The 12,578-nt window shown below is 34.4% G+C and carries 12 protein-coding genes; all 12 read left to right on the top strand.

What is annotated here, in order from left to right; genetic code table 11:
* Positions 1–516 precede the first annotated feature (516 nt).
* The 12 genes from EV203_RS10920 (at position 517) to EV203_RS10870 (ending at position 12,573) form a co-directional block, all read left to right on the top strand.
* Positions 517–1,896: a TldD/PmbA family protein gene (locus tag EV203_RS10920; protein ID WP_132040594.1), complete on the top strand. Its 1,380-nt coding sequence runs from the start codon at positions 517–519 to the stop codon at positions 1,894–1,896.
* A gap of 1 nt (position 1,897) precedes the next feature.
* Complete coding sequence (locus tag EV203_RS10915) at positions 1,898–3,193, top strand: TldD/PmbA family protein (protein WP_132040592.1); 1,296 nt, start codon at positions 1,898–1,900, stop codon at positions 3,191–3,193.
* 149 nt (positions 3,194–3,342) lie between these two features.
* Positions 3,343–4,071, top strand: a complete 729-nt coding sequence (locus tag EV203_RS10910) for a peptidase E (RefSeq protein WP_132040590.1) — start codon at positions 3,343–3,345, stop codon at positions 4,069–4,071.
* 171 nt (positions 4,072–4,242) lie between these two features.
* Positions 4,243–4,719, top strand: a complete 477-nt coding sequence (locus EV203_RS10905; protein ID WP_132040588.1) for a DUF2975 domain-containing protein — start codon at positions 4,243–4,245, stop codon at positions 4,717–4,719.
* Between the two features lie 11 nt (positions 4,720–4,730).
* Positions 4,731–4,937 carry a helix-turn-helix domain-containing protein gene (locus EV203_RS10900; protein WP_011026703.1) on the top strand — a complete coding sequence of 69 codons (207 nt, stop codon included), beginning with the start codon at positions 4,731–4,733 and terminating at the stop codon, positions 4,935–4,937.
* 319 nt (positions 4,938–5,256) lie between these two features.
* Positions 5,257–5,400: a hypothetical protein gene (locus tag EV203_RS13440; RefSeq protein ID WP_162828800.1), complete on the top strand. Its 144-nt coding sequence runs from the start codon at positions 5,257–5,259 to the stop codon at positions 5,398–5,400.
* A gap of 4 nt (positions 5,401–5,404) precedes the next feature.
* On the top strand, positions 5,405–7,090 hold the full coding sequence (locus EV203_RS10895; protein WP_132040586.1) for an ABC transporter ATP-binding protein: 1,686 nt from the start codon (positions 5,405–5,407) through the stop codon (positions 7,088–7,090).
* 125 nt (positions 7,091–7,215) lie between these two features.
* On the top strand, positions 7,216–7,539 hold the full coding sequence (locus EV203_RS10890) for a DUF6922 domain-containing protein (RefSeq protein WP_132040584.1): 324 nt from the start codon (positions 7,216–7,218) through the stop codon (positions 7,537–7,539).
* Positions 7,540–7,866: 327 nt separating this feature from the next.
* Positions 7,867–8,187, top strand: a complete 321-nt coding sequence (locus EV203_RS10885; RefSeq protein WP_243700684.1) for an ATP-binding cassette domain-containing protein — start codon at positions 7,867–7,869, stop codon at positions 8,185–8,187.
* An 83-nt stretch (positions 8,188–8,270) separates the two neighbouring features.
* Positions 8,271–10,781, top strand: coding sequence for an ABC transporter permease (locus EV203_RS10880; RefSeq protein ID WP_243700683.1), 2,511 nt, complete (start codon positions 8,271–8,273; stop codon positions 10,779–10,781).
* The gene (locus EV203_RS10875) at positions 10,781–11,857 is read left to right on the top strand and encodes a hypothetical protein (RefSeq protein ID WP_132040582.1); all 1,077 of its coding nucleotides are present in this window, start codon (positions 10,781–10,783) and stop codon (positions 11,855–11,857) included. The genes EV203_RS10880 and EV203_RS10875 overlap by 1 nt, the downstream gene beginning before the upstream one ends.
* 41 nt (positions 11,858–11,898) lie before the next feature.
* Positions 11,899–12,573 carry an ABC transporter ATP-binding protein gene (locus EV203_RS10870; RefSeq protein WP_441007593.1) on the top strand — a complete coding sequence of 225 codons (675 nt, stop codon included), beginning with the start codon at positions 11,899–11,901 and terminating at the stop codon, positions 12,571–12,573.
* The last annotated feature ends 5 nt before the right edge of the window (positions 12,574–12,578 follow it).

Genomic DNA, 12,578 nt, shown 5'->3' with positions numbered 1-12,578 from the left:
TGGTAATATTGTATTGAGCCATTTCCTATCCCTCCGGTTAGATTTTTTGGTTCGTTTCTATTTCTATTCTAACCAGGGGTGGGGAATGGCTCAACTCCTTTTTACACAATTATATAGACTTAACTGCGAGCAATAATATCAATATACAGTTTATTTATAAGTATCTCAACAATTTTATGTACATATTCCTTTGGTGTTTTAAGTGACAGAAAAGGTCTTTATGCTGCACTTTTCTTATCATCAATTACTGCTTTAGTTTCCAGTATACCTTTTAAGTGGTCAATTTACTGTGAAAAAGAAAAAATTAGAAATTAGGAGTAAAACTTTGAAATTGCAAGTAATAAAGAGATAAAGTAGATAAATCAAGCAAAATATCGGTTTCTTGATGTTTTAACAAGTTTTACTGGAAATTTAAATAATGCTATTATTAAAGCAATATAAATTAAAATTTTTAATCTATATTTTTTATTATTTAAGCACAACATTAAATAATTAAAGTTTTAGGGAGGGATATGTTTGGAAACTATTGATTTATACCAGTATAAAGAATTATTTTCTGTCTATACAGAACTTAGAGTGCAGAAAAATACTGAGCTTAATATTACTTTTGTGAATGGGAACATTGTGAAGAATTCTCAGTCATCAACAAGCGGTGTATCAGCTCGCGCTTATTTAAATGGTGCATGGGGGTTTGCTTCACATGCAGAAATAAGCGAGGAGGCCATTAAGAAGGTAATAAAAGAAGCTACAGATAATGCTAAATTTTTAGATGCTAAAGTGAATAAAAGAAAAGGACCTCTTCCCTCAAGGCCTGCCAGTATAGAAAAGGATTTTTCAACTAAGAAATCTCGTTTGACCCAAAAAGAGTTGATACATTTTCTAAAAGAGATAGATGAGATGATATGTCGCAAATATCCCAAAATTGCCAGTAGAAAAATATTTTTGAACACCCTTGATATAGAAAAATATCTTTTGACATCAGATGGTTCTTATTTAAAAGCTATGATTCCGAGAAGTAATATTTACATCTCACTATCTCTAATAAAAAATGGGGAACCTGTTACAATTACTGATGCCTACGGAGGGCGAGGGCAATTTGAGGATGTTTTTTCATCACCTTCGGATTTTGAAGAAAAAATTGATGAACTTTATCGTCATTTAGTAAATAAAAGTGAAGGAGTGCTGCCTGAGCCGGGTATAAAAACCTGCATTATTGATGCAGATATTGCGGGTGTCCTTGCCCATGAAGCCATTGGCCACACAGTAGAAGCAGACCTTGTCTTGGGAGGCTCTGTAGCTTATGGGAAAATAGGAGAACAAGTTGCAAGCCCTTTGATTAGCATAGTTGATTTTGCTAACACTTGTTTTGACGAAACTTGCCCTGTTCCAGTATTCATAGATGATGAAGGGACAGAAGCAAAAGATGCGATACTAATAGAAAATGGAATTTTAAAAAGCTATATGCATAACAAAGAAAGTGCGCAGTACTTCGGTATGGAGCCTACAGGTAATGCAAGGGCATATTTATTTTCTGATGAACCTCTAATAAGAATGAGGAATACAGCTATTTTACCTGGAAATGATACGTTGGAGAAAATGATCGAGTCTATTGATGATGGATATTATCTTGTAAAAGCAAGCAATGGGCAGGCTGATACTACAAGCGAATTTATGTTTGGTGTGACATTGGGTTATGAGATCAAAAATGGAAAGTTAGGTAGAGCCGTAAAGGATACAACAATTTCGGGAGTAGCTTTTGATGTACTCAAAACGGTGACAATGGTCTCTAATGAAATAAAATGGATAAGCAGTGGCTGGTGTGGTAAAAAACAGCCTATGCCCGTTGGAATGGCCGGTCCTGCAATCAAATGCCAGATCAACATAGGGGGGAGGTAAGATGATGAGCCAAAAGGAGATAGTCAACTATACTCTTGAAGCCTTAAATAGAGCAGGTGCTCAGAAATTCCAAGTTAATCTCACTTTTACAGAAAAGCATGAAGTCAACCTTGAAGCTAATGAATTTACTATGGTAAGAACAACCTTTGATACGGATATAGTTTTAACAGCTATAAAAGATAAGAAAAAAGGTACTATTTCAATAAATAAATCCGATATTCAATCAATTGATTCTGCAGCACAAGATGTTATATTAGTTGCAGAGGCGTCACCTGAAGATGAGGCAAATGACATAGCCGAATATCAACCACCCAAAGTATTTTCATCAGGGGATAGAACTCCAGATTTAGAAATGATGTATCACAGGATGAATGAATTAGTCAAACAAATAAAAGAAAAATATCCCAAAATTATACTGATTCAAGCTTTTTTATATCATGAGTATAAAGAAAGTTACTTTGCAAATTCCAATGGTGTTGATTATGTTTCTAATCAAGGTGTATATAACTTTTTTGCAATGTTTTCATCAAAGGACCAGGATAAAACCTCCTCTTTTAACTATACAAGTTTTTCTTTAAAAAACCTTGATAAAGAGCTATTAAATTGTGGCACTCTAGACATTTTACTAAAACAATTAGAAGAGCAGACAAACACAAGACCTGTAGAAGGTAAATTTGTAGGTGATGTCATAATTTCTCCTGATGCTGTAAATGATATATTAGATTTCCTCACAAGGTCGCTATCAGACAATTCTATAATATCTGGAACCAGTATATATAAGGATAAATTAGAAAAGCAGATTGCAAGCCCTCTTTTGACTGTTCATTCTTGTCCTGTATCGGAGGAAATTTGTAGTGGCTATTTTGTCACGAAGGATGGGTACGAAGCTCGAAATATAACCATTATTGACAAAGGCGTATTAAAAAACTTTTTATTAAGTCTTTATGGTTCAAAAAAGACAGGATTAAAATATGCCTATAATGATGGAGGTGCTTTTGTAATTGAACCAGGTGAAACAGCACTTGATGATATGATTAGATCTGTAAAAAAAGGTATATTGCTTATGAGATTTTCAGGAGGGTATCCAAGTGACAGCGGTGATTTTTCCGGGGTTGCAAAAAATAGTTATCTGATTGAAGATGGCAAAATAAAATATCCTATAAGTGAAACGATGATTTCTGGCAACATTGCAGAGATGTTGAAGAATATAACTGCAATCTCCAAAGAACAAGTCAATTTTGGGTGGCAGGTACTCCCATGGATTAGCGTGAAAGGGGTAACCATATCAGGAAAATAAATCAAACGCCAGGGACGGTTCTCTTTGTTTGATTTTCAAACTTTCAAACAGAAAGAACCATTCCCTTTGTGTGGAAGTTTGATATCCGCTATTCAAAGAACACATAAGGAATGACGATAACATTAATTAATTTATAGAGGAGTGAGTATATGAAAAAAGTTGTTGCCATAGGGGGAGGAGAGATTTCAAAATTTGAAACTTTGAAAATAGATGAAGAAATAGTTAAACTAACTGGTAAAGCCAATCCAAAAGCTCTTTTTATACCAACTGCGAGCGGAGAACCTGAAGGTTACTATGAAAGTTTTGACCTTGTCTATGGTAAAACGCTTGGATGCAAGACAGATGTTTTGTTTTTAATAAAAGATAGTTTGGATAGGACGCTAATAGAAGATAAAATCTTGTGGGCAGATTTGATTTATGTTGGCGGTGGTAACACAAAGAGGATGATGGAAATATGGAGGTCCAAAGGTGTTGACAAGATGTTGATTGATGCTTATCAGAGAGGAACGGTACTTTCAGGATTGAGTGCAGGAGCTATATGCTGGTTCAAATACGGTTTTAGTGATTCACTAAGATTTCAGGATGTAGAAACATGGAGTTATATTAAAGTTGAGGGTTTGGGGCTTTTTGATGCCATACTATGTCCTCATCTCGACGAAGAAAATAGAAGGGAATATTTTGAAAAATTTATGATGAACTTTGATGGTACAGGAATAGGATTAGAGAATGGCTGTGCAATTGAAATCATAGAAGATACTTTTAGAATTATTAAGTCTTTTGAAAATGCTCATGCCTATGTATTTAAAAGAAGAAGAGATAAATTGTTTGTTGAAGAGATAAAGAATGACGATTACCTTCCATTTAATTTGCTAAGTTAGATATTAAAATCAAACACCGGGGATGGTTCTTCTTGTTTGATTTTCAAACTTCAAACAAAAAGAACCGTCCCTTTGTTTGATTATTTTTATTGTTTATCGATAAAAATATATTGATTTTCAATAAATTATGTGTCATAATGTGAGTAAAATAATTGAAATTGAGGTGTAGTTATGAAAAAGTGGATGTTAAATTTATTAAAAATTTCTTTGGTGGTTATAGGCTTTGTAATACTTATGCTGTCTATTTTCTGGCTTCCAAGTGTAGCAAATACATTAGCTGAACAAAATCCAGAATACGCCTATCTAAAATATCCTCTTCTATTTGGTATTTATCTTACATGCATTCCTTTTTATATAGGTGTATACAATGGCTTTGTTATTTTAAGACTTATTGAGAAGGATAAAGCTTTTACAGAATATACCAACAAATCTCTCACTTATATATTTTACTCGTCCATTGCTATAATTTTACTTTATGTAATAGGCATGGTATATCTCATCTTTAACAACGCCTTACATCCGAGCCTATTTTTATTAGGTGTGAGTATAATTTTTATGTCTTTTATTATAGCATCTGCGGCAGGAGTGATTAAAGCTCTTTTAATAAAGGTTATAGAAATAAAAAACGAACATGACCTGACAATTTAGGAGGTTGGATTGTGATTAGAGTTAATCTTGATGTAATGTTAGCGAAAAGAAAGATGACGCTATCAGAACTTTCAGAAAAAGTCGGCATAACGATGGCAAATTTGTCAATTTTAAAGACAGGCAAAGCCAAAGCTATTCGCTTTTCAACTTTGGATGCTATTTGTAGAGTTTTAGAGTGTCAGCCAGGAGATATATTAGAGTATGTAGAAGATGAATGAAGAGCTATTTGCGTTGCCTTATATTGATAAGCAAAGGTGCTTGGGGACAGAAAAAAGGCTTTTGAGTAAACCCATAGGAAGAAAGTTTATTTTACTTCCTATGGGTTTTTAATTTATAGAGAAAAAAGGAGTAAAAGTTTGAAATTGAGAGTTTTTGAGAGATAAATTGGCTTAATCAATAATAACAAGCTTTTTTGCTACTTTAATAAATTTTACTGGAAATTTAAATAATGTTATTATTAAAGCAACAAAGTTTAAAAAATTTAAGTTGAAATTTATATAATTTAAAGAGGCAAAATGAAGAATGGGAGGGAGTCAATTGGATTTTATAAAAAGGGGGAAAATTTTTATAGGCTGCTTGTTTATAGGTACAGGCTTGGGAATATTTTTAGGTCATTTCATGGGAGGTCTTTTCTTAGGCTTTGGAATGGGAATTGTATTAGGAGAAATTTTTGGGAGGTGAGGGTGTGAAAAAGTACTTTTTCAAAAATAAATTGCTTTTGACTGGGAATATAATTTTAACTCTGGCAGAAAGTATTTTGAGCGTTATGTTAGCATTCATTTTAGCAAATTTTGTAGATGCAGCAGTAGAGTATGACATGGCACTTTTATATAAAACATGTATAATTTTTTCGCTGTATTTAATTTCTGTGTTGATTGTATGGTATTCCCTTAGGATTGTAAGAGCAAGCTATATAAGGCAAATGCTTTTTGATTTAAAAAATGACATATTTTCTAAGGTAATAAATAAAGAGATTGACCAGTTCCAGAAAGGCAACAGCGCTTCGTATATTTCCACATTAAATAACGATATAACGATACTGGAGCAAGATTATTTTAAAAATATATTGACGATGGTAGCGCTAATATTTTCTTTTATAATTGCAACAGTTGCAATTTTTAAATTAAATTTTTTCATCGCTGTAGGAGTTTTTGTCATAAGTATTTTTCTTGTGGTTATTCCTTATCTTTTTAGAGAAAAAATAAGTAAAGCTAAAAGAGAATTTTCAGATAGTTTATCTGATTTGACTGTGCAAACAAACGACATATTATCTGGTTTTGAAGTGGTAAAAAGCTTTAATGTAGAAAAATTGGTAGGAGAACAGTACAAAAAGTACAATAAAAAAGTGGAAGACAGCCGATTTTTCTTTGAAAAAATGCTTGCTTTGGCAAATTCTCTGACAGAGTTCTTTGGATATTTAATGTTTTTTGCTTCACTGGGGCTCGGTGCATATCTTGTAATAAAGCGCATTTTAGAACCTGGATTGATGATAGCTGCGGTGCAGTTAATGAATAATATTGTAAATCCCATGATAGGAATTATTGAAAGGGTAAATGCTTTGAAAGGGACAGAATCAATACAGAAAAAGATAATGGATATTATGGAAGATAAAGAACAGCAGGAAGGAGAGTTTATCTCAAAGACAGATTTTAATGACGCAATAGTTTTTGAAAATGTAAGCTTTTCTTATGGGAGGAGAGAAGAACCTACTTTAAAAAATATATCTTTTACGGTAAAGAAAGGAGAAAAATGTGCGATTATTGGTCCAAGTGGCAGTGGCAAATCAACAATAGTAAAACTTCTTTTAGAATACTATAACAATTTTGAAGGAAGAATTTTAATTGACGGAATAGACATAAGAAATATAAAAACTGAAGATTTGTACAACAATCTAATTTCTGTGATACACCAGAACGTGTTTATGTTTGATACAAGTATTAAAAACAATATAACTCTTTTTAAGGAGTACGATGAAAAAGTTATTGAAAGGGCAATTTCCTTATCTGGGTTAAAGGAATTTATAGAGAAATTACCGGATAAAGAAAATACAGAAGTGGGAGAAAAGGGCAGTAATTTATCAGGAGGGGAAAGGCAGAGGATAAGCATTGCACGGGCATTAATCAAAGGTACACCTATATTGGTTTCAGATGAGCCTACCTCATCACTGGATAAAAAAACAGCTTTGAGCATAGAAAATTCCATTTTAAGCATAGAAGGATTGACAGCACTGGTAATAACTCATAATACTTCTGAAGAAGTTCTTAAAAAATATGACAAGATAATTTTTGTAGAGGACGGGGAAGTAGTAAAAGTAGGGACTTTCGATGAAATTTTTACTCCAGCAAGTGTAGTTTTATCTGTAGTAGGTTAATGAGTATAAGCCCAAAAGAGTTTGAGAATCACGGAGATTACGCATTTTTAAAGTTAAAGATGGTTTTTAGTAGAGCAAGCTAGAAAAGCAATCGAAAAATATGTAAAGAAAAAAGGGATGGGTTTATGAGGTTGCCAGAGGATTTTAAGCCTTTGTTTAGAAATTATAATTTCGACGTTTTGGATACTGGAAAACATAAAGAATTGATAATAAAAACAGTATTAGCTATGGGGAGTTGGGAACAGATAGAATGGCTTTTTGAGTTTTACGGTTTTGAGGAAGTAAAGGAAGTATTTTTAAAGGATTTTTACGGTCCTCAGGAATTGCCTGTGCCCATAATCTACCTGTGGGGGCTTTTATTTCTTGATGAAAAAGAATATTGGGATTATAGAGAAAAAAGAAGTAAAATGATACTTTCGGAGAGATGGAAACAACGAAGAACTGTTTAAAACTATAAGAATGTATTTAGTATATTAAACTGCTAATAAAATGTCAATTTCTTAACATTATTTGAAAAGTAAATGATAACAATGTTATAATAAATTTGGAAACCAAAAACAGTAAATTTGTTAATGTAAAGACGGTAACATTGTGCTTAATGAATAGCATTTAGATTCTTAATAAATAAGAATCATATGAGGAGGCAGCGCTTTGGGTAATTTTAATTTGCAACCTGCTGTTAAAATTAAAAATGTCACAAAAAATAATATAAAAATCAAAAAGAGGAGGAAGCTGCTTTAAAAAATGTATATCTTGAAATATGGCCTGAAGAATTTGTGACAATACAAGGGCCTTCGGGAGCTGGTAAAACCACGCTTCTCAACATAATTGCAGGATTTGAGAGACCTACAAGAGGAGAAGTTGAAGTATTTGGAATAAATGTTTCTGCACTTAAAGGTAAGAAGTTAGCAGATTTTAGATATTCATATATTGGGTTTGTCTTTCAACAGTTTCACTTGATCCCTTCACTTACTGTTATAGAAAACGTACTCATACCCGTACTGCCAAGGCGAACAGAATTTAATAAATATGAAAAAGCCCGACTTCTTTTAAAAGAGGTCGGGCTGTCAAGTAAAGAAAATAATTTATTTTTTTAAATAAACATACCAAGGGGGGATAGGCTATATTTACATATCTAAAAATTTCTATTAGGCAAAGATGGCCAGTATTTTTATTTATTTTGGCGACTTTGTTTATTTTAAACTTAGGATATTCTGGAATGCAAAGGCTAACAGAGGTTGTAAGTATTAAAGCGAGGGAGGACTTACAGCATCACTGGCGCTGGCAATATGACATACTGGTTTATCCTAAGGAGAGCCAGACCTATCAGGCACTGGGAGATGGATGGGTTGCGCCTCAGACTCCACTGTCAAGCTATGGAGGAATATCCTTTGAAGACTTAGAGACTATACGAAGTATACCTGGGGTTGAAGTGGCTGCTCCCATTTCTATTTTGGGGTATTTTAAATACGCTCCCATTCCTGTATCTTATGAAGATGCCCAAAAAGGGAAAATTTATGAAGTTAAGTATCAGATGAAAGCCTTTGATGGACTTAAAAAAGTTTTGCTGAAAAATTACTTAGGATATGACCAATATGAGTCCATGGAAGGTGTGAAAGATTCAAGAGAAATTCTTTCTAATATTAAAACGATAATGAAGGATTATATAATCTTTTGGAATACTTTTGTCCCGCCGTCTATGGAGTTTAGAATTGACAATGAATTGCTTCTTGTAGCTGTAGACCCGGAAAGCGAAGACAAGCTTTATAACTTGTCTCAAACGGTTGTCGAAGGGGATGATTTGCGCTTTGCAGATTTAAAAATTGAAAAAGGAATAGATGAACCCGTTCTTCCTATATTAATCTTAAAAGATCAGGGATTAGATGTGGAGGAGTCTATACAAGTATCTGAGGTATCTGTTCCTAATGATGTTAATTTATGGGATATGGGTGCTGATGCAATTGATTATTTAAAGAAAAGCCCCAAAAAAATTGTCGCAAGTTATAAGTTAAATGCCTATTCTCCTGAATGGAGGTACAAACTGGCTAATATTGAACTTAAGAGCGATAAGGTAGAGGTAAAGCCATATATTATGGGGTATTTTTGGGATTTATTTAGATATTCGCCCCTTCATTTTAAATTTTTAGGATATGAAGAAAATGGCATACCTCTTCTTTATGTAGAAGGTCACCCGAGGGAGAAGAACCCTTTGTTTGGCAATGCAGATGAGACACAGGTTTACAGAGAAATACTTAAAAAAGATGAAAAGATAGCTTTTTCTGTGGATGTAGTTGGCGTTTATGATGCCCACAAGATTAAGCCTAATTACGCCTCAAGCTGGAAGCCTGGTGACCCTGTAGATATATACACACCTCACCACAGTATGATTATTGCAGATGGGGAAGGTAATCCTGTAAAGCCGCGCCCTCAAATACCTTTGCCCATGAAAGACTCTTATTATACTGGCGGACCAGAAGCAATAACTGTACTTACTAAAGATGTAGCAAAGCTTTTTTACAAAGATAACCCACCTATTTCTGCGGTAAGAGTTGTTGTAAAAGGGGTGGAAGAAAGAAGTCCAATAAGTCAGAAAAAGATTGAGCAAATAGCCAAGGAGATTATGGATAAAACTGGTCACAAAGTTGAAATTATGCTAGGGGCTTCCCCTACAAAAGTTCATGTGAAATTGGGAGGGGCGCAAAAAGACGATATAGGAATGGTGGAAGAAGGTTGGATCAAAGAAGGTGTCAGCTGGGCTATAGAAGAGAAAGTTTCTAATGCAAACAAGTGGCTTTTTATCTATTTACTTGTGATAATATTCTTTTTGCTGTATACAGTGATAACTCACAGTTTGATAAATAGGTCAGTGGAATTTGCACAGCTTCGCACTATTGGTTGGTCCAGGAAAAGGATTATTTATGGGTTGTCTCTGGAAGTCATCAGCTTAACCATTTTTTCACTTATTCCAGTGTTATTCTTCAAGGCGTCTTATGGCAGTTTTACATGGAAAGACATTGCTTTTATCGGCACATTAAATGGAGCAATTATTGCTACTGGATATTTTTCTGGCAGTTACCGCAGTTTATTGCTTTCGCCGAGAATGGGGCTTTCTGGTGAGGGAACTTCTGATGGTAGAAGGCTTATCTCTGTAAGAGGGTTTTTTACCTTCATCTTCCATCAGATGATGCGAGGGCCTTTGCGCTTTGGGCTACTGGTTTTATCAGTGCTACTTAGCACTTTGATGGTAATACTTTTTGTTTCAACTCAGTACAGTCTTTCGGAGTTTTTATACCTTTCATTTTTAGGAGAGGCCATTGATTTACATCTTTTGCCTTATCAAAAGGCGTTGTTAGGATTGGGTGTAGGTTTGACAATTGCGGTAGTTGTTGTGCTTTTGTGGCTTAACTTATGGGAAAGGCAGGAGGAATTTGGACTTTTATGGGCAATTGGCTGGCCCAGAAGAAGGCTTATGCTATATAATCTTATTGAGGCTGGTACTATTGGAAGCTTAGGCGGTATTTTAGGTTCTTTGTCTGCTTTGATAATATTGAAGCTTTTTTCTACACTTTGGCTGCCTCCGTGGGTGGTGGTAGTTGCTGTGCTGCTACCTATGGCTTTAATGATGGCGGTTACGGCGATTGTAATGCATTTTATCAAGCTTGCCTCTGGCATTAAAAGAGGAGGGAAATAATGAGAAAGCTTTTAAAACCTATTTTTGTTACGATTTTGACTCTGGTGTTGCTTTTTTTGGCCTCGTGTAATCCAAAGCCTGAAATTGAGAAAAAAGAAGAAACTCCTAAAAATTTATTTATAATTCCTAAGGCAGAAAAATTAGTAGAAATTACACCTATTTTTAAAGAAGCGGGCCTTTTTATTCAAGGGATAGAACATTTGAGTGCTTTTTTAGGTCATCCTTTGACAAAAGAGATGGCAGGGAAGGTTTATTTTGACCCTCGTCAAAATTATGTGGCTTTAACTGATATACTTCACCTTCTTTCTGAAGAGGGGCTTTTTCTTGTATACAAACAAATTGGAGTTGATGAGTTAAAAAAGAATGTTCTAAAGGGAAATCCTGTTTTAATTGAAATTTCTTTTAGTGGTACAAGTAAAGATGCTGGAATTGTCTATGGTTTAGATGATGATAATATCTATTACTACCTTCTGCCGGACATGAAAGAAAGAACTTATCCCATTGAAAAAGTAAAAGAGAAGATAGAAGAAGGACAGCCTTTAATTGCCATAATTAAAGCAGAGGATAAATCTAAATGGTTGGAAGAGATGGAAAAGTCGGATATATACCTTAGGCGCTGGGGACAGGATGTCTATCAAAAGAAAGACCCCAAGGCTTACAAGGAGTATATAGAAACTATTGAAAGGCTAAATTGGAGGATAAAAGATGAGGACAGAAATCAAATTTATGCGTATTATTACATCTTTTACGATAGAAAGCCTGAAAAAGTTAAAAATATTATTTTGAAATCCTATGAGGAAAATGAATATTTGCCCTCATCACAAGAACTTGCTTTTATGTTATACCGCCTGTTAGGGGATAAAGAAAAAGCAGATCATGTTGCTTCTCATATGAATATATCTTCAGAGCAGCTTTCCTTTTATCAAGATGAGACATTGCTTCAATTGGGATATTATTACTTAGAAAAAGGAGATATTAAAATAGCAAAGTCAATTTTAGAGTTTTTAAAAAAGACAAAGCCAGATTATCCTGGACTTAAAGAGGCTTTGGAAGAAGTTTCTAAAAAAGAAAAGTAGGGTAAAATTGGATATGGAAAATGTGTAAGGGGTGAATATTGGTGATTCGGTTAAAAAATGTGGTAAAAATATATAAAGTTGGTGATACAGAGATTCGAGCGCTAAATTCAGTCTCCCTAAAGATTCAGAAAGGAGAATATGTTTCAATCGTTGGGCCTTCAGGGTCTGGCAAGACAACACTTTTTAATGTAATAGGCGGCCTTGAACCCGTTGATGAAGGAGAAATATGGGTAGATGATAAGCCTGTTCACAAACTCAAAGAGGAAGAATTGGCGCACTTAAGGCGTGAAAAATTAGGGTTTATTTTTCAGGACTTTTATCTTTTGCCTACGGCTACAGCTTTAGAAAATGTCATGATGCCACAAATAGGCTTTAAGCCCACAAAAGAAATTAAGGAAAGGGCGGAGATGCTTTTAGAAAAAGTAGGGTTAAAGGATAGGCTTCACCATCTTCCTTCCCGCCTTTCAGGGGGAGAGAGGCAGAGAGTGGCCATCGCTCGTGCTTTTGTTACAGAACCTGATATTATTTTGGCTGATGAACCAACGGGAAATCTAGATAGTGAAAATAGCTTAATGGTGATTGAACTGCTAGAAAGTTTACATAGAGAAAAAGGGACTACAATTTTGCTTATTACACATAATCTTGATCTTGCAAATAGAGCAAAAAGGCAAATTAATATAAGGGATGGGAAAATAGTGAGGGATGAAGTTAGATAGCGTGT

This window comes from Caldanaerobacter subterraneus (assembly GCF_004345675.1).
In the GTDB taxonomy this organism is placed as follows: Bacteria; Bacillota; Thermoanaerobacteria; order Thermoanaerobacterales; family Thermoanaerobacteraceae; genus Thermoanaerobacter; species Thermoanaerobacter subterraneus.
This window is presented reverse-complemented; position numbering and strand designations above follow the sequence as displayed.